General features: G+C 70.8%; 18 protein-coding genes and 1 tRNA gene. 3 read left to right on the forward strand and 16 right to left on the reverse strand.

What is annotated here, in order from left to right; genetic code table 11:
* Nucleotides 1–22: 22 nt before the first annotated feature.
* The 13 genes from V3N99_05965 to V3N99_06025 form a co-directional block, all read right to left on the reverse strand.
* Entirely contained in the window at nt 23–1402 is a 1380-nt protein-coding gene (locus V3N99_05965) for an O-antigen ligase family protein (protein ID MEO3936292.1), read from the reverse strand.
* A gap of 252 nt (nt 1403–1654) precedes the next feature.
* On the reverse strand, nt 1655–3250 hold the full coding sequence (locus V3N99_05970) for a hypothetical protein (GenBank protein MEO3936293.1): 1596 nt from the start codon (nt 3248–3250) through the stop codon (nt 1655–1657).
* 355 nt (nt 3251–3605) lie between these two features.
* Nucleotides 3606–5141 carry an oligosaccharide flippase family protein gene (locus V3N99_05975; protein MEO3936294.1) on the reverse strand — a complete coding sequence of 512 codons (1536 nt, stop codon included), beginning with the start codon at nt 5139–5141 and terminating at the stop codon, nt 3606–3608.
* A gap of 24 nt (nt 5142–5165) precedes the next feature.
* The gene (locus tag V3N99_05980; GenBank protein ID MEO3936295.1) at nt 5166–6128 is read right to left on the reverse strand and encodes a sulfite exporter TauE/SafE family protein; all 963 of its coding nucleotides are present in this window, start codon (nt 6126–6128) and stop codon (nt 5166–5168) included.
* Nucleotides 6125–7507, reverse strand: coding sequence for an adenylyl-sulfate kinase (cysC, locus tag V3N99_05985; protein ID MEO3936296.1), 1383 nt, complete (start codon nt 7505–7507; stop codon nt 6125–6127). Before cysC ends, V3N99_05980 begins: the two co-directional genes overlap by 4 nt.
* Nucleotides 7504–8742 carry a glycosyltransferase family 4 protein gene (locus tag V3N99_05990; protein MEO3936297.1) on the reverse strand — a complete coding sequence of 413 codons (1239 nt, stop codon included), beginning with the start codon at nt 8740–8742 and terminating at the stop codon, nt 7504–7506. Before V3N99_05990 ends, cysC begins: the two co-directional genes overlap by 4 nt.
* Nucleotides 8739–9995, reverse strand: a complete 1257-nt coding sequence (gene cysN, locus V3N99_05995) for a sulfate adenylyltransferase subunit CysN (protein MEO3936298.1) — start codon at nt 9993–9995, stop codon at nt 8739–8741. Before cysN ends, V3N99_05990 begins: the two co-directional genes overlap by 4 nt.
* Complete coding sequence (gene cysD / locus V3N99_06000; protein ID MEO3936299.1) at nt 9995–10840, reverse strand: sulfate adenylyltransferase subunit CysD; 846 nt, start codon at nt 10838–10840, stop codon at nt 9995–9997. Before cysD ends, cysN begins: the two co-directional genes overlap by 1 nt.
* A gap of 62 nt (nt 10841–10902) precedes the next feature.
* Nucleotides 10903–11682, reverse strand: coding sequence for a 3'(2'),5'-bisphosphate nucleotidase CysQ (locus V3N99_06005; GenBank protein ID MEO3936300.1), 780 nt, complete (start codon nt 11680–11682; stop codon nt 10903–10905).
* A gap of 24 nt (nt 11683–11706) precedes the next feature.
* A complete protein-coding gene (locus V3N99_06010; GenBank protein ID MEO3936301.1) occupies nt 11707–13212 on the reverse strand; it encodes a sugar transferase in 1506 nt (501 codons plus the stop codon).
* 459 nt (nt 13213–13671) lie between these two features.
* Nucleotides 13672–14319, reverse strand: coding sequence for an aminoacyl-tRNA hydrolase (gene pth, locus V3N99_06015; protein MEO3936302.1), 648 nt, complete (start codon nt 14317–14319; stop codon nt 13672–13674).
* 94 nt (nt 14320–14413) lie between these two features.
* A complete protein-coding gene (locus V3N99_06020; protein ID MEO3936303.1) occupies nt 14414–15076 on the reverse strand; it encodes a 50S ribosomal protein L25/general stress protein Ctc in 663 nt (220 codons plus the stop codon).
* 246 nt (nt 15077–15322) lie between these two features.
* Nucleotides 15323–16294 carry a DMT family transporter gene (locus V3N99_06025; GenBank protein MEO3936304.1) on the reverse strand — a complete coding sequence of 324 codons (972 nt, stop codon included), beginning with the start codon at nt 16292–16294 and terminating at the stop codon, nt 15323–15325.
* Nucleotides 16295–16388: 94 nt separating this feature from the next.
* Between V3N99_06025 and V3N99_06030 the strand changes: the two genes are divergently transcribed.
* Nucleotides 16389–17012, forward strand: coding sequence for a CGNR zinc finger domain-containing protein (locus V3N99_06030; GenBank protein ID MEO3936305.1), 624 nt, complete (start codon nt 16389–16391; stop codon nt 17010–17012).
* Nucleotides 17013–17233: 221 nt separating this feature from the next.
* Here V3N99_06030 and V3N99_06035 read toward each other — a convergent pair whose 3' ends face one another.
* Both V3N99_06035 and glmU read right to left on the reverse strand, forming a co-directional pair.
* The gene (locus V3N99_06035; protein ID MEO3936306.1) at nt 17234–18214 is read right to left on the reverse strand and encodes a ribose-phosphate diphosphokinase; all 981 of its coding nucleotides are present in this window, start codon (nt 18212–18214) and stop codon (nt 17234–17236) included.
* Entirely contained in the window at nt 18211–19686 is a 1476-nt protein-coding gene (glmU, locus tag V3N99_06040) for a bifunctional UDP-N-acetylglucosamine diphosphorylase/glucosamine-1-phosphate N-acetyltransferase GlmU (protein MEO3936307.1), read from the reverse strand. The genes V3N99_06035 and glmU overlap by 4 nt, the downstream gene beginning before the upstream one ends.
* Nucleotides 19687–19767: 81 nt before the next feature.
* On the opposite strand from glmU, the gene V3N99_06045 reads away from it, so the two are divergent.
* Nucleotides 19768–19846, forward strand: a tRNA-Gln gene (locus V3N99_06045).
* Nucleotides 19847–20572: 726 nt separating this feature from the next.
* On the forward strand, nt 20573–20749 hold the full coding sequence (locus V3N99_06050; GenBank protein MEO3936308.1) for a hypothetical protein: 177 nt from the start codon (nt 20573–20575) through the stop codon (nt 20747–20749).
* 235 nt (nt 20750–20984) lie between these two features.
* Here V3N99_06050 and V3N99_06055 read toward each other — a convergent pair whose 3' ends face one another.
* Complete coding sequence (locus V3N99_06055; protein ID MEO3936309.1) at nt 20985–21755, reverse strand: peptidoglycan recognition family protein; 771 nt, start codon at nt 21753–21755, stop codon at nt 20985–20987.
* Nucleotides 21756–21836: the final 81 nt, after the last annotated feature.

The raw sequence follows: 21836 nt of genomic DNA on the forward strand, positions 1-21836 counted from the left end.
GGGCCGCAGCCGACCCGCCCGGTCAGGAAACGGGTGCGCCCACCTCGGCGCGTTGCGCGTCGCTGAGGCTCCTGCCCTTCGACCGGGACACGTATGAGGCGCAGGCAGCAAAGGCGAAGACCGGGAACAGGGTGACGACGTTGGACATGACGTTGGCGGCGAGGCTGCCGAGGACGAAGGTCAGGGTCGCCGCCAGCGACCCCGCCCCCACCGCGTGCTCGAAGGTACCCCGCACCGATCTCGACATGGCCCGACGACCCACACCCATCAGGGCGATCAACATGCTGAGATATCCGAAGAGCCCCACCACGCCCGTCTCGACGTAGGCCCGGATGACGTCGTTGTGGGGCTGCTTAGCGACGTCGGTCTCGTACTGCGTGCCGTTGAGCCCGATCCCCGTCACCGGGTTGCGGTTGGCCAGGGGCAGGACCTCGGTCCAGTAGTTCAGGCGCCACGCCAGCGTGTTGCCAGTGGGCGCGGAGCCCGCGGTGCTGGAGTCGCTGAGGTTACCGAAGCGCGCGGCGACCCCGGGAATGAGCAGAGCGCCGGCCATGACGACCACGAGACTGAGGGCGATGCCCTTTCGGCGCTGCACCCAGGCCAGGAAGACGACGGCGACCAGCGCGCCGATGATCGCGGTGCGGGTGACGGTCAGGAGCATGAAGACCGTGGACAGGGCCAGCAGCCCGGCCAACACGAACTTGAGTCGAGGAGCGACGTAGGGGTAGATGGCGACCCCGAAGACGACGAGGAAGGCAAGGTACCGGGCGAAGGTGTTGGCCTGGCTGAACGGACCGGTGATGCGCGTGAAGCCACCCTTGAGCTCGGAGGTCGGGTGGCCGAGGACGAACCCGTAGAGGGTGTAGGCCAGCGGGAAGCACAGCCCGACGAAGCACGCGCTGATCACCTTGTTCAGCATGTCGCGGCTGGTGATGATCTGGTTGAGGACGACGAACATCATCAGCACGGTGCCGATGCGCAGGCACTCGAGGGCGCTCGCCTGAGCGTGTCCCGATCCCGCCACGCTGATGATGCTTCCGGAGATGAAGGCGGCCATCGCCAACTGCACCCGCGACCCGCCGATGAAGGTCTTGGTGCGGACCCGGCCGGCCAGCCACAGGATCGCCGCGATGAGGAAGAGGACTCCGACGATGCTCGACGGGTCGAGCCCCCGGTTGGTCGCCGTGTTGCCGACCGTGGTCCCCGTGGTGCTGCCACTCAGCTTGAGCACATCCAGGACAGGGCGCACGGCGAGGATGAGCAGCACGAAACCGCTGAAGCGGGTGAGGGCGAGGATGCCCAGACCCACCGCGACCACGGCGATGACCGGCAGCACCGCGAGCTTCTTGTCGCCGCCGACCAGGTTGTATCCGCTGACGACGGCCGCACCGGCTACCACCACGACCAGGAGTGCCTCGAGGAGCCGCGTCAGAGGTCCCGACGGAGGTCGTGCGACGGAGCCTGCGACGGCCGGCCCCTGACGAGGTGGATGGGTCTGTGGTGATGCCCCCACGGGCGCTCTCCTCGGGTCGGACAGGTGGAGCCGGCTGGCTCCGACCAGTGTGCACCACGTCAGGCGCCGTCCCCGCCCGAACCCGGCAATGAGGGCACGTGCACAGGAGGCACCCACATCACGCTCAGGGAGCGGTCGCGGTCAGCAACCGGTGGTGGTCGCCGCCGACGAGACCGGTGGCTTCTTGGTGCCGTTGAACGTGTTGCCCTGGGCGGCCCAGTAGCCGGCGAGGTTGCGCCCGACGTAGGCGGTGCTGAAGGCGTTGCTCTTCACCGTCACGCCCCTCATGGCCCCGGCCTGGAAGCCGCGCACCGAGGGGGCACTGGCGACCACCCGGTTGCAGCTGACGACGGCGTAGAAGGTGCTGGAGTTGGGCGACGGGGCGCTCAGGCCGATGTCCTGCATACGGAAGCTGAACCCGGCGGCGCCGACGTTGCTGGCGACGTTGTAGCTCCAGGTGTTGCCCCAACCGGCCTGCTGGTCGTTGAAGCCCAGGCTGACCTTGGTCGCCGTGTTGCCGGTGATCAGGTTCCACGAGCTGTCCTGGTCGGTGGTGATCCCCCGGCTGTCGCCCGGCATGTCGTGGACGGCGTTGTTGGTCACCACGTTGTAGTTGGACTGGTTGCCCATCCGGATGCCCTCGTGCATGTAGTGGCTGGCCGACGAGTCGGCCACCTTCGAGACGTCGTTGCCGCGGATCGTCCAGCCGCTGCTGAAGTTGCTCAGCCAGAGCGCCGGACCGGTGCCGCAGGCGATGTCGGTGATGGTGGTGCCAGCGATGACGCCGAAGCGGGTGAGGCGCCCGAAGATGCCCTTGCCGGTGATGGTGCTCCTGAGGATGCGGATGTCGTCGGCCGAGGAGACCGGCGAGCCGACCACCGTGGAGAGGTAGGCGGTGGCCGAGACCAGCAGCCCGGAGTCGCGCGCTCCCGAGCTGGGGACAGCGCGCCTCGCCTGCCAGTTCTTGGCGTTGATCAGCTTGCTCTGCCAGTTCTGGGTCTTGTCGGCGTTCGTGCCCGAGATGACCACACCGCCGTTGATCGACAGGGTCGACAGCACCCAGTGGCTCGCCCCGTCCATGAAGCGCAGCGTGCGATCCGGGTCCGGGCCCGTGGCGTTGCAGCTGGGCGATGACAGCGTGGCGGTCAACGTGACGTTGGCCCCGCTGGCCGGGCGGACGACCACCGGGTGGGCTCCGGTCCCTGACGACTTGATGAGGAACGGACCACGGTAGGTGCCCCCGTCGAGCAGCAGCAGGTCACCCGGGCGCGCCGCGTCGAACGCGTTCTGCAGGGCGGCGGCCGAGGAGACGCGCACGGTCCGCAGCGGCGCGGCCGACAGCGCGGCCGCGAGTGGTGCCCCGGTCAGTCCCGGGGACGCCGGCGTCAGGGAGGCGTCCGGCGTCACCGACGACGGGCCGGTCGCGGCGGGCGCCGGGGTCACACCGGCTGCGGGCGCAGGTGCTTTCGCCGAGGCCGAGCTCGCAGCCGTGCCGGCCGGTCGGGAGGCCACGGTCGTCGCCGACCGGGAGGCCGACGAGGTCACGGGCGCTGTGGCGGACGGGGCGGAAGCGGTGCCGTCGGGGGAGAGATCCGGCGACGGACCGGAGATCTCCGCGGCGACGGCGGGAGCGGGACGACCAGCGACCTGCACCGTGACCGCCGTGGCCGGTGCGACGACGACGGCGAGCAGGAGGGTGGCGAGGACGGGACGGCGGGGGAGGAGGTGTCGGGGCACCCGGGTTCCTTTCGGTTCCTCACGGCACCGGGCCGGGAGGGACGAGGACTACAGAGCTGTCGGTGCCCGGTCCCCCGGTTGGGGTGCGCACCGAGCCCGTCCGACGCGGTCCAGGGCGGCACTGCCTGACTGGACCGCCCGTCGCCGTGTGGGGGGGATGACGACCCGGGACTCGACGAGCGCGGCGGCTCGTCCAGCACCGAGGTCGAGGCGTCGGGGGCTGGGCGGGACCAGACTAGGGACCCCACCGCGAGGGGACAACCCTAAGATTTTCGCTCGCGCAGGACATTTGTTATTCAACAGTGACATTCCCGTGACCGTGTGTCCGGTGCTGGAGCGGACCCCCGGAGAACGTTCAGATCGCGCTCCGGGCCCGCTTCCCCGCACGACGGCGGAACAATCGCTGGGCCATAGCGGCGTCTTCCGGGTGGGTCCCGAGAGTGACAATAAGTGTGACGTAGATCACACCCACCGCAGCACTCCCCATGAGGATCGCGGGTAGCCAGCCGGTCACCCGATCCTGCACGATCACGCCACCGCAGGCGGCGACGAAGGCGGCGGTGGCGATCCTCCCCGTCATGGCCCCGACCGGGGGGATCCCGACCACGAGACGTGCCTGGGCCAGCTTGACCAGGTTGACCACGACGATCGAGCTGCTCCAGGCGATCGCCGCCCCGAGGATGCCCATCCGCGGGATGAGCAACAGGTTGAGCACGATGTTGAGCACGAGGACCAGACCGTTGTCGAGCAGGCTCAGCCCCACCCGACCGCTCATGTTGAGCACGACACCGCAGGGACCGGCCGCTGCGCCCACGAGCTGTCCGACGGCCAGCACGAGCGTCACCACGGCGCCGGCCGCGAACCCGTCGCCGAAGAGGTGCAGCAGGTCGCCGGGGAAGACCACGAGCACGACGAAGGCCGGCATCGAGAGCAGCAGCGTCCACCGGGTCGCGGAGCCGTAGGCCTTGCCGGCCTCGCGGAAGTCGCCCACGTGGTAGAGGTGCGCCATGTGCGGCGAGAACGTGGCCGTGATCGGTGGCAGGACGAACACCGCGAGGCCCACCATGCGGGTGGCGACGTTGTAGACGCCGACCTCCCCCTCGTTCGTCATCGCCCCGAGGATCAGGGTGTCGGCCCAGATCAACCCCGTCGCGGCCAGCGCCGACAGCCAGCTGACCATGGAGAAGCTCATCAGGTCGCCCAGCTCGTGGACGGGCCGCGCCTTGGGCACATGTCGCATCCGGCGCGCCAGTGCGCCCAGGGCGAGGACGGCGGTCACCCAGGACACGGCCGCGAACGCGATCAAGGCCGCCAGGTAGTCCAGACCGAGCAGGAGCAGCACGGAGGTCAGGGCCAGTCTCGAGAGCGGGTCGAAGATGCGGCCGATCAAGGTGAAAGCCTTCTGGCTGCGCCACCCCTGCGTCGCGGCCAACGCGGCCTCTGCCATCGACGACGGCACGAGCGACAGCGCCACGAGGCGCACCCCGGCGGTGAGCCCCGGGTCACCCATCAACGAGGCGACCCGGGGCGCGATCGCCGCCAGGACCACGGCGATGACCAGGGAGCCGGAAGCCGTGATGCCCAGCCCGAGCCGCACCGTCCCCCGCAGCCGCGCCGAGTCGCCGTCGGCCAGGTGCATGGCCACGAACCGGGTCAGACCGGCCCGGAAGCCAGCCAGCGACAGCAGGCCCAGCAGCGAGATGAGGGCGAAGCACAGCGCATACCGGCCCACGTCCTCCTTGCCCGCCAACCGGGCGACGGCGAAGACGATGAGCAGCTGGCTCAGCTGCTGGACGATCGCACCGATGAGGTTGAGGCCGCCACCGCGAGCCATCCCCTCGCGGTCGCGCCCCTTCTTCGCCGCCGCTCCCCCCGCCTTGGTCATGGTCATCCCGCGACCGTCATCGACCAGACGTCATCGCGCAGCAACGTCGGCGGACACCACTCCGGGGCCCTGTGGTCGGGTGCTCCGGCGAGCGAGCGCGGGGAAGCCGTGGCGGCGGCGCACCAGCATCCACACCACGGGGGCAACGGCCAGGGCGACGAGCAGGATGACCCCGGTCCAGGCGGTGCTGACTCCGAGCAGCTTGACGGCTGAGGCGAGCAGCACGAACGCGAGGGCACGGCGGATGATGCCCCCGGGCGCCCGCGACGACAGCCGGGCACCGATCCAGGCCCCGGGCACGCAGCCGATGAGCAGGGACAGGGTGAGCGACAGCTTGAAGTCGCCCCCGACGACGTGGGCCACCGCCGCGGCGGCGACCAGCGGGACCGCCTGCACGAGGTCGGTGCCGACGAGCTGGCTGGCCTTGAGCGTCGGGTAGAGGGCCATGAGCGCGATGATGATCAGCGAGCCCGAGCCGACCGAGGTCATCCCGACGACGAGCCCGCCGACGGCGCCCACGAGCACGGTCGGGACCTTGCGGAGCGTGACCTCGGGCCGGTCCTGGGGCAGGGGCTCGGCGCGACCGTCGCGGCGCCGGGCGCGCTCGAGCAGGCGGGTGTAAGCGCGGATGGCGAGGCCGGCGGCCGCGATGAGCAGCGCCACGCCCAGCGCGATCTGGATGCCGTGCTGCATCGTCTCGCCGTTACCCAGGCCCTTAAGGACGAAGACCCCCGCGAAGGCCGTCGGGACCGATCCGACGCAGAGCCACTTCACCAGCTCGAGGTTGACCGTCCCCCGCCGGAGGTGCACGAGCCCGCCCACCGGCTTCATCACGGCCGCCGCGACGAGGTCGGACGAGACCGCGGTCAGCGGTGGGATGCCGAAGACCAGCACCAGCACCGGGGTCATGAGGGCGCCGCCACCCATTCCGGTGAGGCCGACCACGATGCCGATGCCGAGCGAGGCAGCCACGAGGAGCCAGTCGATGGTCATGAGATCTCCTTGATCCAGCCGCCACCCGCGAGCAGGTGGACGATGCGGGCGACGGCGTCGGCGGTCGACGTGTCGGTGGTGTCGATGGTCAGGTCGGCGTCGTCAGGCACGTCGTAGGGGTCGGAGATGCCGGTGAACTCGGGCACGACACCGGCCCTGGCCTTGGCGTAGAGACCCTTGAGGTCTCGGCGCTCGCACTCCAGCAGCGGAGTGCTCACGTGCACGAGCAGGAAGTCACCGACCTCCTCTGCCATCGACCGGGCCTCCTTGCGACCTGAGTCGTATGGAGCGACCGGTGCGCAGATGGCGATGCCGCCGTGCTTCGCGACCTCGGCCGCGACGAAGCCGATGCGCCGGATGTTGAGGGTGCGGCCGGCCCGGTCGAAGCCGAGCCCGGAGGAGAGCATCTGGCGCACGACGTCGCCGTCGAGCAGGCTGACCGTGCGGTCGCCCTGCTCCAGCAGGTGCTCGTGCAGCGCCCGGGCGATCGTCGACTTGCCGGAGCCGGAGAAGCCCGTGAAGAAGACCACGAGGCCGGAGCGGGAGCGTGGGCGACGCCACCGGCGCAGCACCGGGAGGTCAGCGGGGTCGAGGAGCGCACTGGGCTCCCCGGCCACGAGGGACTGCAGACCGGTGGCCCAGTCGACCCCGGAGGGGTCGAGGGTGACGTCGGACGTGAGCAGCAGCGGCGTCCCCACCTGGAGGTGGTCGGCCAGCCGGGCCACCAGAGCGCTGTCGCTCGCCGGGTCGCGCCAGGCCAGTGGGGCCGTGCTCACCGAGGCGGCGAGACCGGGACGAGCGGCCTCGAGGCGGGCGGCCAGGGCCGAGGCCAACGCGAGCTGCACGTGCGTGGGCACCCCCGCGGTGTCCTGGCGGTGGTCGGGCACGAGCAGCAGGACGTGGCCGGCGGTGGGTGCGGTGGGTGGGGTGGCGGCGGCGCGGTGGGTGAGGACCCGATCGAGGTCGGAGGCCAGGGGGGGCCGGGCGAGCACGACCAGCGACGTGCCGGCCTCAGGACGCCGACGCAGGTCGAGGGCCACGGCCCGGCCGGCCCCGCTCTCGCGTCTCCGCTCGCGCCCGAGCAGACCGAGCAGGTCGGTCCCCTCGTCGCTGCCGGTGAGCTCGGTGAGCTCGGTGAGCCGGGCCAGCGGGGTCTGCTCCTCGTCGACGAGCACGAGGGCGCCCGCCTCCAGGGCGGTGGCCGCGAGGGCCGACGGGACCTGCACGACTGTGCGGGAGACCGCGGGCTCGTGGGCTGCCGCGACCGTCACCGGACCGCCGAGGTGACGCCCGGCGGGGAGCACGCCGTCCAGCACCAGCTCGAGGTCGGCGAGCACCAGACGGTCGACCACCATCGACGGGGCGGAGCCGGGGCTCACGGCGCGTACTGCCCGTGAGGGGGCTTGCGGTGACGGCGACCGGTGCCGACCACGTCGAGGTACAGCTCCTCGAGCTGCACGGCAGCCCGGTCCCAGGAGTAGTGGTCGAGGACCCGCTGCCGGGCCGGGTCGCTCCAGCCGTCACCGACCACGGGCTCGACCAGGGCGGCCTGGAGGGCCGCCTGGTCGCCCTGGGGGAAGATCCGGTGCAGACCCGAGGTCGCGGTGCCGACGACCTCGCGGTGCGGACCGATGTCGCTGGCCAGGACCGGGCAGCCGTGCGCGACGGCCTCGAGCAGCGTGAGGGGCAGTCCCTCCACGTCGCTGGGCTGCACCACCAGCGCCGAGCTCTGGAAGACCGCGTGCAGGTCGGTGCCACCGACGAAACCCGTGAACACGATCCTCGGGTCGTTGCCGGCCAGGTCGCGCAGGTGGGCGGTGAAGGACTCGGTGAAGGACGACGACCCGACGATCGCCAGCTGCTGGTCGAGGTCGGTGGCCCGGAAGGCACGGATGAGCAGGTCCGGGCGCTTCTCGGGCACGAGGCGGCCGACGAACATCGTGTAGCCCCCCGGGACGAGCCCCAGCCGCTCCACCACGTCGGTGCTGGCGACCCGGTCGAAGGCCGCCACCCCGTTGGTGATGTAGGCCGCCTGGGTGCCGAAGCGGGTCCGGTAGTGCTCCTGGAGCTCACGGGACACCACGACCGTTCGGTCGGGCACGTGCCCGCTCATCCAGTGCGCCGCGTCGAGCACGGTCCGCGCGAGCCGACCCCACTTGTCACGGGTGTTGTCGAGGCCGTGCACCGTGAGCACGACCTTCGCACCGCTGAGGTAGCGGGGCAGTGGTGCGGCCAGGCCGGGGCCGAGCGCGTGGAAGTGCACGACGTCGGCGCCGGCGGCGATGGCCTTCACCGCCGAGGCGCCGCTGTGCACGATGGCGTCGAGGTGCTTGGTGCCGATCGTGGGGGCGGAGAGGACCTGCATCCCCAGGTAGCGGCTCCCGGCGGGCAGCTCGCTGTAGGACGACCGGGAGTAGACGAGCACGTCGTGGCCGCGCGCCGCCAGTCGCGAGCCGATCTGCTCGACGTGGTGCTCGACGCCACCGATGGTGGCGGGCACCCCCTTCTGTCCGACCATGGCTATCCGCAGGCCGCGGCGGGTGGCCGTGGTGCCAGAGCTCGCCAGCGAGCCGGACGTCATCGCCCCGAGCGTGGTCGCCGGGTGCTGGCTCACCGTGGGGTGTCGGCGATCATCCCCGCGCCGACCGTCCGGTTCGTGGCCTCGTCGATGAGGATGAACCCACCGGTGATGCGGTTGCGGGAGTAGGAGTCAGCCATGAGCGGCACGGTCGAGCGCAGCTGCACGCGGCCGATCTCGTTCAGGGCCAGGGTGGCCGCCGACTCGTCGCGGTGGAGCGAGTTGATGTCGAGCCGGTAGGCCAGGTCCTTGACGATGCAGCGGGCCGAGCGGGACGTGTGCTTGATGAAGTACTTCTTGCCCACCTGGAGCTGGGCGGTCTCGTCCATCCAGCAGATCATCGCGTCGATGTCCTGCGTCGGCGTGGGCTGGTTGTGGGGACGGCAGATCATGTCCCCGCGCGAGATGTCGATCTCGTCCTCGAGGCGCACGGTCACCGACATCGGTGGGTAGGCCTCGTCGACCTCACCGTCCGCCGTCTCGACCGAGGCGATCTTCGACGTGAAGCCGGAGGGCAGCACGAGGACGTCGTCGCCCTTCTTGAGGACACCGCCGGCGACCTGACCGGCGTAGCCGCGGTAGTCGTGGTACTCGTCGCTCATGGGCCGGATGACGTACTGCACCGGGAACCGGACGTCGACCAGGTTGCGGTCGCTCGCCACGTGGATGTTCTCCAGGTGGTGCAGCAGGCTCGTGCCGTCGTACCACGGCATGTTCTCGCTGCGGTGCACCACGTTGTCGCCCGCGAGGGCCGACACGGGGATGATGGTCAGGTCCGGGATCCGCAGCTTGGCGGCGAACTGGGTGAACTCGGCGCTGATCTCGTCGTAGACCGACTGCGAGAAGTCGACGAGGTCCATCTTGTTGACCACCAGCACGAGGTGCGGCACCTGCAGCAGCGAGGCCAGGAAGGCGTGCCGACGGCTCTGCTCGACCAGCCCCTTGCGGGCGTCGACCAGCACGAGGGCGAGGTCGGCCGTCGAGGCACCGGTCACCATGTTGCGGGTGTACTGGATGTGGCCGGGGGTGTCGGCGATGATGAACTTGCGCTTGGGCGTCGCGAAGTAGCGGTAGGCCACGTCGATGGTGATGCCCTGCTCGCGCTCGGAGCGCAGCCCGTCGGTCAGCAGCGCGAGGTTGACGTACTCCTCACCCCGGTCCTTGCTGACCCGCTCGATCGCGTCGATCTGGTCCTCGAAGACCGTCTTGGTGTCGTAGAGGAGGCGACCGATGAGGGTGCTCTTCCCGTCGTCGACCGAGCCGGCGGTGGCGAATCGCAGAATATCCATCAGAAGTATCCCTCACGCTTACGGTCCTCCATGGAGGCCTCGCTGAACTTGTCGTCTCCACGGGTGGCCCCGCGCTCGGTGATGCGGGTCGACGCGACCTCGTCGATGACCTTGTCGACCGTGTCGGCGTCCGACAGGACGGCAGCCGTCAGGCTGGCGTCGCCAACGGTGCGGTAGCGCACCCGCTGGACCGTCACCTGCTCGTGCGGCTTGGGCCGGCAGACCTCGTGCACGGCGTAGAGCATGCCGTCGCGCTCGAAGACCTCGCGGTCGTGGGCGTAGTAGATGCCGGGGAGGTCGATCTCCTCCTCCTTGATGTACTGCCAGATGTCGAGCTCGGTCCAGTTCGACAGAGGGAAGACGCGCATGCTGTCGCCGGTGTGGACGCGGCCGTTGTAGAGGTTCCACAGCTCGGGACGCTGGTTCTTGGGGTCCCACTGCCCGAACTCGTCGCGGTAGGAGTAGATGCGCTCCTTGGCGCGCGCCTTGTCCTCGTCGCGTCGGGCACCGCCGAAGATGGCGTTGAACCGGTGCTTGTCGAGGCCGTCGAGCAGAACGGGGGTCTGGATGCGGTTGCGGGTCCCGTCGGGGGGCTCCACGACGCTGCCGTTGTCGATCGCCTCCTGGACGCTCGCCACGATGAGCTGCAGACCCAGCTCGCCGGCGCGGCGGTCGCGGAAGGCGAGCACCTCGGAGAAGTTGTGGCCCGTGTCGACGTGCATCACCGGGAAGGGGATGCGTGCCGGGTGGAAGGCCTTCTGCGCGAGGCGGAGCATGACGATGGAGTCCTTGCCGCCGGAGAAGAGCAGCACGGGCCGCTCGAACTCGGCGACCACTTCACGCATGATGTGGATCGACTCAGACTCCAGCACCCGCAACTGCGAGAGCTGGTAGTTGGGCGACTCGGTCACTGGGAGAACCCTTCGTCGAGAATGGTCGCGATCTGGGCGAGGAGCTCGGCGGTGAGCTCAGGGCGGCAGATCACGAGGTCCGGGAGGAGCGGATCTTCGCGGTTGTAGACCAGCGGCGAGCCGTCGAGGCGGCTCGTGAAGAGGCCAGCAGACCGGGCCACCACCACGGGTGCGGCGGAGTCCCACTCGTACTGGCCCCCCGCATGGACGTAGGCGTCCACGGTCCCGTCGAGGATAGCGGTTGCCTTCACGCCGGCTGACCCCATGGGAACGAGCTCGGCGCCGAGGCGCTGCGCCAGGGCCACGACGAACGCGGGTGGGCGGGTGCGGCTGACCGCGAGGCGGATCGGGCCGTCGGGGCGGGCCGGTAGCGGCGGGGGGGCGTCGGTGGCGAGGGTCGAGCCCATGGCCGGGCGGGCGACTGCGCCCGCGACGAGGTCGCCGTCCTCCCACAGGGCCACGTGCACCGCCCAGTCCTCCCGGGGCACCTCGCTGAACTCGCGGGTGCCGTCGAGCGGGTCGATGATCCAGACCCGGGAGGCGCTCTGCCGGTCGCCCACGTCACGCGCCTCCTCGCTGAGGACCGCGTCGAGCGGTCGTGCCTCGACGAGGCGGGCCGCGAGGTGCGCCTGCGCCTGGCGGTCCCCCTCGTCCTTGAGGTCGCTACCCGTCAGGTCGGTGCGCTCGGCGCGCAGGCGCAGCAGCACGGCTCCGGCCGAGTCGGCCAGCGATCGGGCGACCGCGTGGTCGTCGAGCCCGGAGAGGGCATGGGTCATCTCGGTCACAGTGGTCTCCATCGGTCAGTAGGCCCCGGTGTGGCGGACGACGGCCTTGACGGTCCGCACGAGGATCTGCAGGTCGAGCACGAGCGACCAGTTGTCGACGTACCACAGGTCGAGTCGTAGCGACTGCTCCCAGCTGAGGTCGCTGCGGCCGGAGATCTGCCACAGGCCGGTCATTCCCGGTCGCACCCTCAGCCGCTGGACGGCGTCGGGCTCGTAGGCGTCGACCTCTCGGGGCAGCGGTGGCCGTGGGCCGACGAGGGACATCTGCCCGGCGAGCACGTTGAACAGCTGCGGCAGCTCGTCGAGGGAGTACTTGCGCAGCACCCGTCCCACGCTCGTGATGCGCGGGTCCAGTCGGTCCTTGAACAGGACGGCGTTCAGGTCGTGGCCCGAGCTCATCGAGGCGACCATGGCGTCGGCATTGACCACCATCGTGCGGAACTTCACCATCCGGAAGCGCTCACCCTTGGTGCCGACGCGCTCCTGGAGGTAGAAGATCGGGCCTTCGCTGTTGGTCTTGACCAGCACGGCGACCACGGCCAGCACAGGCAGTGCGGCCAGGAGGATGCCGGCGGTCATCAGCGCGTCCGCGATCCGCTTGGCGACCACGCGGGCGCCGGAGTCGAGGGGGCGCTCGACGTGCAGGAGCGAGACCCCTGCGGCCGGCCGCAGCGACAGGCGAGGACCGGCGACCTCGACGATGCCGGGGGCGACGACGAGGTCGACCTGGCGCTCGGCCAGGGCCCAGCCGAGGCGGCGCAGGGGGGCGCCCACGAGGTCGGGGTGGCTCGAGACGGCGACGACCTCGGCGCTGTAGGCGTCGACCGCGGCGAGGGCCGACTCCGGGGGCCCGAAGACGGGCACCCCCTCGATCGTGGTCATCTCGCGGTGGGCGGGGTCGTCGAGCCCGGACACGCAGGCGGCGACGATGCGCATACCCGACTCGGGCGACGAGTCGATCTCCTTGATGAGGGCCTCGACGGAGTCGGCCCGGCCGACCACGACGGTGTCGTGCAGGCAGCTGCCGAGGCGGCGACGCTTCTGGAGGTCGCGGCGCATGGCCCAGCGCACGATCAGACCGGCCAGCAGGCTGGCGGGAACGAGCGGCACGAGGACCTCGCGAGGCACCCGGACGTCGGAGACGAAGAAGAGGAGGCCGAAGGTCGCGGCCACGAGCATCGCGGCCCGTCCGACCGCGCGGTACTCAGCGGAACCCGTGCCGAGGTGGGCGCTGCTGTAGCTCTGCACCAGCCCGAGCGACAGGACCCAGACGAGGGGGGTGACGGCCAGGATGATGACCCGGCTGAGGCCGAGACCGGTCTCGGCGAGGTAGATGACGGCAGCGCAGACCATCGAGCTGACGAGGTCCCAGATGATCAGCCGCATGCGGTAGCCCCGGACCCACCCGCGCGGGCGGCGACGGACGCCCCAGGTGCCGGGTGACGCGAGCTCACCCTGACGGGTCGCCGGCGCCCCGTCGGTCTGTCGCACTGCTTCGAACGTCCCCACGTACTCGGTCACCTGCTGCCCCTTCTCTTCCCCGACACTGCTGACTCCCCATGACCGGTGCGACTGCCGCACGGAGGAGAGACGATCTCGACCTCGGTCCGGCAACGACGGCTCGCCACCCTCGATAACTGTGGCCATCCTCTCGGTTGGGCCGCGCCCGTACTCGTGTTTTGTGGCAGGAATAGTCCGATCGAGTCATCATCCGGCCTCCCCCCCTCCCTCAAAGTGCCCATTTGTCCGTATTCTAACCCTGACTGATCATGCGAAACCCTCACAGAAGGAAGGAGAGAGGGTGGGGCACCTGGATACCTTCACCGGAGTCGTCGGCAGCGACGGGGCCGGCCGGCCCGTGACCCTCGACGGGATCACTCACGGCACGACCAGCGAACGGGACGACCATAGTGGATCGCGGGCGGTCACGGGTCAGATCTTCACGACTTCTGCGTGACCCACCGGAAATTGACGCGCAGATCAGCCCCGAGGTCCGTGGAAACGCTGCTGGCTCTCGAGGAGCCCCACCGCCACCAGTGACTCGACCGCGTCGGCCGCGGTGTCGAGGGTGAAGGGCAGCTCGGTGCGCTCGGTGCCCGAGAAGTCGCGCAGCACGTAGTCCGCTGGGTCCATCCGACCGGGTGGGCGACCGATGCCCACCCTCACCCGCAGGTAGTCGCGGCTGCCGAGCGACTGCGAGATCGAGCGCAGCCCGTTGTGGCCACCCTCTCCCCCGCCTCGCTTGAGCCTCACCTCCCCCGCCGGGATGTCGAGCTCGTCGTGCACGACGACGACGTGGTCGAGGTCGATCGAGAAGAAGGTGGCCAGCGCCTTGACGGGCCCGCCGGACTCGTTCATGTAGGCCGAGGGGACCGCGATCACCGCGCGCGGGCCGGGCGCCCCACCGGCGACGGTGCCGAGCCGGGTCTCGCAGACCGAGGCGCGGGCCTTGTGCGCCTTGAACGTCGCGGGGGCGGCGACCCGCTTGGCGCCGCGCCCCGTCACCGGCCCCCCTGCGTGGCGTCCGGCGAGGTCGTGGACGACCATTGCCCCGACGTTGTGACGGTTGCCGGCATACGACGGGCCGGGGTTGCCGAGCCCGATGACGAGCCAGGTGCCGGTGTCCACGACCGTCGAGTATGCCGTGTCGTCCGGGGGGACGCAGACAGGCCCCGCACGACCGAGGTCGTGCGGGGCCCGTCAGGAGTGCTCGAGCGAGGTCTCAGCCCTCGGAGGCGGTGTCCCCCGCGGGGGCGTCGCCACCCTCGGCGGCCTCCTCGTCGCTCTCGTCGCGCTCGATGCCCGCCTCGGCCTCGGCCTCGGCCAGCTCCGACTCGAGGGCCTCGGCGGTGACCTGCGCGGTGACGTTGACGACCAGGACCTCCGGGTCGGTGACCAGGGTCGCGCCCTCGGGCAGCTCGACCTGGCCCGCCAGGATCTGCGTGCCGGCCGGAAGGCCCTCGACCGAGACGACGACGTCGTCGGGGATGTTGGTGGCCAGGACCTCGAGCTCGAGGGTCTGGGAGTCGACGGTCACGACGGTCTCGGGGCCGGCCTCGCCCTCGGTGTGGACGGCGACGTCGACGGTGACCTTCTCGCCGCGCTTGACGACCACGAGGTCGACGTGGTCGATGACGGGCTTGATCGGGTCGCGCTGCACGTCCTTGGCCAGCGCGAGCTGGACCTCACCGTCGATCTCGATCTCGAGCAGGGCGTTGGCGTTCTTCAGCGCCATCAGGGTCTCGTGCCCCGGCAGGGTGATGTGCACCGGCGCGGTGCCGTGACCGTAGATGACCGCGGGGATCTTGTGGTCGCGGCGGATCTTGCGGGCAGCACCCTTGCCGAACGCGGTGCGCGTCTCGGCGATGAGCTTGGTCTCGGACATGGGGTTCCTCCAGGAATGACGACGACGGTCGGGGTGGTCATGGTGGGGCCTCGACGCGGGACGCGGCACGGGGTGACAGAGACTGTCAGGAGCCGGTGACCGGGCGTCGCGCGGAGACGCGCACACACCTTGTCGATCACGGACTCACCGGGTCTGACGGACCGAGCGGCGTCCCTCGCCGAGGCAACCCCCTGATCCTAGGGGACGGGGGCGTCCCACCGAAATCAGGGTCGGGGTGGGCGGGACTCAGCGACGGCGCAGCTCCCCCGCGCGGACGGCCACGACACCGGCGACCACCAGCACGCCCCCGACCAGCTGCAGCGGCCGGGGCAGCTCACCGAGCAGAAGCCAGGCGAAGAGCACGGCGAAGAGCACCTCGGCCAGGCCGACGAACGAGGCGACGGTCGACCCGAGACGACGGGCCGCGAAGGTGCCCATCAGGTATGCCGCGGCCGCGGCGATCACGGCGAGCTCCGCGATGGCGCCCCACCACGGCCACGTCGCGCCGCGCAGCACGACGTCACGGGTCTCGAAGGTCATGGGCAGCACCCGCACCAGCCCGAGGAGGCCGAGGCCCACGGCGCCGACGGCCATTCCGAGCGCGGCCAGGGCCACAGGCGGCAGGTCGTCGGCCTCACTCGCCGAGCCGACGAAGAAGACCGCCAGACCGACTGCGGCGAGCAGCCCCCAGAAGACGCCGACCGGGTCAGGACGCAGGTGACCGGCGACGTCGAGCACGAGAGCCAGCCCGACCACGCACACGGCGATGCCCGCCCAGGTGGTGCGTCCGGGGCTGCGGCGGGTGCGCACCCACACCCACAGCACGACGAGGATCGTCCCGCAGTACTCCAGCAGCAGGGCCACCCCCACCGGCAGGTGCTGGACGGCGTTGAAGTAGGCGACCTGGCACCCCGCGACGGCGACCAGACCGTAGGACAGCACGAGCCCGGCGTGCCGGCGGACCGCCGCCCACCGCCCGCGCAGCGAGACGAGCGCCACGGGCAGCAGCACGAGAGCGGCCACGCCGACCCGCAGGAGGACGATCGCGCCCGAGCTCCATCCCGTCTCGAGCAGCGACTTGGCGAACGGACCGGAGGTCGCGAAGGAGGCGGCGGTGAGCACAGCAGCGACCAGCCCCACGTCGAGTCGGCGACCCGGGGCCAGGGGGACGGGCACGGCGGCGGCCGGTATGGCGGCTGGCCGGGTGGGGGCGGTCACGTCGGTGCTCCGGGTGGTCTCGGCAGGAAGGCCACTGACAGGAGTGAAAGCGCCTATGCTCATGACGGTAGACATCTTCCCGTCAGGAGTCAAGTTGCTTTTCGCCCATGACACCGAGGTCTCGCTCCAGCAGGCGGCCGAGCTGGTCAACACCATGGAGAGCGGCGTGCCCGGCGACGGCGTCGACCGGCTCACCACGGTCGGCGAGCTCGACGCCTTCGTCGTCGAGCGCCGCTGGACCGGCAGCCGCGCACGCGACGCGGCAGAGCTGCGCGCCGTACGGCGTCTGCGGCCGCGGCTGCGCGAGCTGTGGTTCCTCGGCGAGCAGGAGGCGGTCGAAGAGGTCAACGCCCTGCTGACCGAGGCGCGGGCCCTCCCCCAGCTGGTGCGGCACGACGAGTGGTCGTGGCACCTGCACGCCACGCCGCCCGAGGCCGCGCTCGCGACCCGGATGGCGGTGGAGTTCGCGATGGCTCTCGTCGACGTCATCCGGGCCGGCGAGCTCGACCGGCTCAGGGTCTGCGACGCCGACGACTGCGACGACGTGCTCGTCGACCTGTCGAAGAACCGCAGTCGCCGCTACTGCGACGGCGGCTGCGGCAACCGCACCAACGTGGCCGCCTACCGTCAGCGGCAGGCGGTCACCGGGACCGGCCCGGGCGCTCGTCGGACAGTGAAGCAGATGCCGCACGTCCCTCGAGTCGCTTCTCGGGACTGACCTCGCGACGGCGCAGACCCTCGAGCGGCTGCAGCGGCGCGACGCCGGGCAGGCCCAGCGACCACCGGCGTCCATCGAGGAGCGGTTCTCGGCCGAGGCGGGCCGGGCCGCGGTCAGCAGCAGGCTGGAGGCTGCGGCCGAGCCGATGACGAGGGTGGTGACACGGGTGCCCGTCACGGGGTCGGACGGCGAGCACTCACCCGCAGATCGGGCGTCCGGGCTCAGGCCTTGCCGTCGAAGAGGCTGGTGACCGACCCGTCCTCGAAGACCTCGCGGATGGCGCGGCTGATCAGGGGGGCGATCGACAGCGTCGTCAGCTTGTCGAAGTCGCGGTCGGCGGGCACGGGCAGGGTGTCGGTGACGATGACCTCGAGCGCCGAGCAGTTCTTGAGCCGGTCGACCGCCGGGCCCGAGAGGATCGCGTGCGTCGCCGCGATGACCACGCCCGCCGCACCCTCGGCCATGAGGGCGTCGGCGGCCTTGGTGATGGTGCCTGCGGTGTCGATCATGTCGTCGACGAGCACGCAGACGCGGCCCGCGACGGCACCGACGACCCGGTTGGCGATCGTCTCGTTGGGGCGGGTGGTGTCGCGCGTCTTGTGGATGAAGGCGAGTGGGGCACCTCCGAGGCGGTGCGACCAGTCCTCGGCGACCTTGATGCGCCCGGCGTCGGGCGAGACCACGGCGAGGGGCTGGTCGCCGTACTGCTGGGCGACGTACTCGCTGAGGATGGGCAGTGCCATGAGGTGGTCGACGGGTCCGTCGAAGAAGCCCTGGATCTGGGCGGTGTGCAGGTCGACCGCCATGAGCCGGTCGGCTCCGGCAGTCTTGAACAGGTCGGCCATGAGTCGGGCCGAGATCGGCTCGCGGCCGCGGTGCTTCTTGTCCTGCCGGGCATAGCCGTAGAAGGGCAGCACGACCGTGATCCGCTTGGCCGACGCGCGCTTGAGCGCGTCGACCATGATCAGGTGCTCCATGATCCACTCGTTGATCGGCGTCGTGTGGCTCTGGATGACGAAGGCGTCGGAGCCGCGCACCGACTCCTCGTAGCGCACGTAGATCTCGCCGTTGGCGAAGTCGTAGGCCGAGGTGGGCACGATGTCGGTGCCCAGCTCTTGCGCCACCGAGAGCGCGAGCTGGGGGTGGGCTCGACCGCTGAAGAGCATGAGGTTCTTCTGGGTGGTCTTCTGGATCCCGGTCATGACCGCTCGCCTCCCGACGACTCGTGCGTATGCTCCTGCTTCGCCAACGCCGCCTCGGCCGCCTCGGCGGCGGCTGCGGTGGCCGTGCCGGGACGGGTGCGCGCCACCCAGCCCGGGAGGATGCGCTGGCGCGCCCTCCCGACGCCCAGGTCGCCGGGACCGACGTCGCCGGTGATCGTCGAGCCTGCCCCGACGTAGGCCCCGTCGGCGATGTGCACCGGCGCCACGAGCACGCTGTTGCTGCCGACGAAGGCCTGGGCGCCCACGGTGGTGCGGCTCTTGGCGACGCCGTCGTAGTTGGCGAAGATCGTGCCCGCGCCGATGTTGGCGCCGTCACCGATGGTGACGTCACCGGCATACGACAGGTGGGGCACCTTGGCGCCCGCGCCGATGCGGGCGTTCTTGGTCTCGACGAAGCCGCCGATCTTGCCGCCCTCGCCGAGCACGGTCCCGGGGCGCAGGTAGGAGAACGGGCCCACGGTGGCGCGTGGGCCGATCACGGCGAGCAGGGCCTGGGTGCGCTCGACCAGGGCGCCGTCGCCGACCTCGGTGTCGGTGAGCGTCGTGTCCGGCCCGATGGTGCACTCGGCCCCGATGCTCGTCGCGCCGAGCAGCTGTGTGTGCGGGCGGATGACGGTGTCCTCGCCGACGGTGACGTCGACGTCGATCCAGGTCGAGGCCGGGTCGACGACGATGGCGCCCTCGCGCATGGCGCGCTCGACGGTGCGACGGTTGAGCTCGGCGCCGAGCCGCGCCAGCTGCACCTTGTCGTTGATCCCCTCGGTCTGCCAGGTGTCGTCGAGGGGCTGGGCCTGCACGGGCAGGCCCCGGCGTCGGGCGATGGCGACGACGTCGGTGAGGTACTTCTCGCCCTGCGCGTTGTCGGTGGTCACCTCGGCGAGCGCCTCGCGCAGCAGGGTGGCGTCGAAGGCGTAGATGCCCGAGTTGACCTCGGCGATCGCCCGCTGCTGCGCCGTGGCGTCCTTCTGCTCGACGATCCCCGTCACGGCGCCCTCACGGTCGCGCACGATGCGGCCGTAGCCGGTGGGGTCCGCCAGCACCGAGGTGAGCACGGTCACAGCGCTGGACGTCGCGGTGTGCGCCTCCAGCAGGGCGGTGAGGGTGTCTGCGGCGAGCAGCGGCACGTCGCCGTAGGTCACCAGGACGGTGCCCACGAGGTCGGGCGGCAGGACGCCGAGACCGCACTCGGCGGCCCGGCCCGTGCCCCTGACGGCGTCCTGGTCCGCGACCAGCGCGGCCGGGTCGAGCTCGCCCACGTGGGCGGCGACCGCGTCGCGCTGGTGGCGCACGACGACGGCGAGGTGCTCGGGGCCGGTGGCCCGGGCGGCCCGCAGGGCGTGGCCCACGAGGCTGAGCCCCCCGATGCGGTGCAGGACCTTGGTGGTGCGTGACCGCATCCGGGTGCCCTCGCCGGCGGCGAGGACGATGACGGCGGCAGGGCGGTTGCTCACGAGGGGCGAGCCTATCCCCGTCTGGCCCCCCTGCCGGTCGGCTAGCCTGATCCCCGGACGGTCGGGCTCGCCCACCGTCGTTCCCCGGTTGGTCTGCTGGCAGGGCCCGCCTGACTTTGAATCAGGACTAGCGACGATGGTTCGATTCCATCCCGGGGAGCCTCCGCCGCAGGTGAGAGGCTCACAGCCCTCAGCGGCGTCACGGCTGAGGCAGCCGCGCGACCCTATCGACCAGCCGACTCGAGGACTGACGTCAGCGATGGGGCCCTCGAGGCAACACAGCTGGCCGCAAGGGCCACGACGTCAATCACGCGCCCACCGCTGACCGTGACAACGGGGTGCCCGTTGGGGCAGACGGTCCACCCGGCTCCAGGGACGGATGCGACGATCACGCTCCCCAGATAGGTGCCGACAGCAAGCCTCTGCCGTAGACGTGGGTGGTCTGACTGGGTGGGTCCTATTTTGGGGCAACCGTCCCAGCCCCTCTCCGTGGCAAGGACTCGAGCAGCGTCCGCAGGTGCGGTGATCCGCTCACGCCCCGTGAACAGCAAATCTTTTCGCACGACGTGGAGAAGGCTCACCGCCGACCGCTGGCTCAGCGATGACTTGCCCGGTCGACATCGCCTGTAAGACCCCGATCGGCGATCCCGTCACTCGCCGGCAAAGCCAGGGCGGTATTCCATCCGGGCCCCGTCGGTTTCGGTCGGCGAGGCTCGCGGTCGCCTGCCTCGCCATCCCCTGGATCAAACCAGTGGAGTTCGCGAGCGACCATGGTCCGCGATGTCACCGAAGGAACAGGGGAGCTGCTGTGCTTGCTCATCGAACTCCCGTCTTGGCGCCCAACTTCACCTGGAGCGTAGCCCTACCCGCATTCAGGTGGATGGGAGTGGCTGACAGTAAGCGTCTCGGGATTGCCCTGATGATGCGGGGGGGTGTCGCCGGGGCCGTCGTGGTCCTCCTGACTTCCTCGCGCTGGGGGATCCTGGGGATCGCCGTCTCGCTCGTCGGCTACACGATATTCGCTACCGCCGACCCGGCTGACCGACCACCGCCCAGCTCGTGATTGCCAGCGAGAGGGCGACCTCGCTCGGGTATCTGTGTGCGTCAGGGTGGATGCGACAGGTCGGCTGATCTCTCTCTCCCACACATGGGCCCGAACGGAGCAGCAAGGGCCGCGAGAGAAGTTCGGTGCACGCCCGGCCGCGATCCGGGAATCGGGACCAGCAACGATGGTCCGATTCCATCCCATGCCATCCCCGGGGAGCGTGCGGCGGGAGATCGAGCGGGACATCGCGCCGTCAGAGCAGCGCGCGGAAGGCGAGGACGTCGGGCTGCTGCCAGTCGACGTGGTCGTTGCGCCAGCCCATGAGGTCGTGGAAGTGCGGGTCGGTGTTGGCCATCGCGTGACCGATGACGCTCGTCTCAGGAATGCGGTACTGCCCCATGAGGTCGCGCACCAGGGCGAGCAGCGCCTCGCGCTGCGGCGCGCGAGCAAGGATCTCGTGGTCGGCCTGCCGGGGGTCGGCGCGGCCGGGCTGCACCACCTCGATGCCGATCGCCTGGTCGTTGAGGCCGATGGTGTGCCGGCACCGGGTCGTCACGGGCAGGAGGGCGTGCACAGTGCCCCCCTGGTCGACGACGAAGTGGGCGCAGGTGCCCGGCAGCTCACCGAGGTTGCTCAGGTCGGGCGAGAAGGTGTCTCGGGCCCCCTGCCAGCTGGTCCCCGCCGTGTAGTGCAGCACGATCATCGTCGGGGTCAGACGCCAGGTGGCGCTGCCGTAGTGGCGAAGCGAGTAGGCCGCGGTCTCCCGCTCGCGGGCCACACCGAAGGGGATGTATGCCGCCTCGACCGGCACCGTCGCCGGTCTGGCCCCGCTCGCCGCTGGGGCCGGGCGCCTGGTCGTCGCCGACCGGGTGGTCGTCGGGGTCGTCACACGGGGCGGGCCCGTCGACCTCGCGACCGGGTGGTCGATCACCAGCGGGGGCGGCGCGCAAGCGGCGACCCCGGCTGCGGCGCCTGCCACCGTGAGGACGGCGGCGGCCCGGCCCCGCAGGCGCGACGACGTCACGCCATACCGTGTCTGCAGTGCTCGCTCACCGGTCGACGGTAGCCCGGCGCCGTCGGGCGGCCCATCACCGCCACGGCACAA

This window comes from Dermatophilaceae bacterium Soc4.6, from assembly GCA_039889245.1.
Lineage (GTDB): Bacteria > Actinomycetota > Actinomycetes > Actinomycetales > Dermatophilaceae > Lapillicoccus.

Coding starts and splice junctions, on each gene's coding strand:
- V3N99_05980 (MEO3936295.1), bottom strand. CDS start 6,128: ATGACCATCGACTGGCTCCTCGTGGCTGCCTCGCTCGGCATCGGCATC.
- V3N99_06020 (MEO3936303.1), bottom strand. CDS start 15,076: ATGTCCGAGACCAAGCTCATCGCCGAGACGCGCACCGCGTTCGGCAAG.
- V3N99_06005 (MEO3936300.1), bottom strand. CDS start 11,682: ATGACCCATGCCCTCTCCGGGCTCGACGACCACGCGGTCGCCCGATCG.
- cysN (MEO3936298.1), bottom strand. CDS start 9,995: ATGGATATTCTGCGATTCGCCACCGCCGGCTCGGTCGACGACGGGAAG.
- cysD (MEO3936299.1), bottom strand. CDS start 10,840: ATGCGTGAAGTGGTCGCCGAGTTCGAGCGGCCCGTGCTGCTCTTCTCC.
- V3N99_05975 (MEO3936294.1), bottom strand. CDS start 5,141: ATGACCATGACCAAGGCGGGGGGAGCGGCGGCGAAGAAGGGGCGCGAC.
- V3N99_06035 (MEO3936306.1), bottom strand. CDS start 18,214: ATGACCGGGATCCAGAAGACCACCCAGAAGAACCTCATGCTCTTCAGC.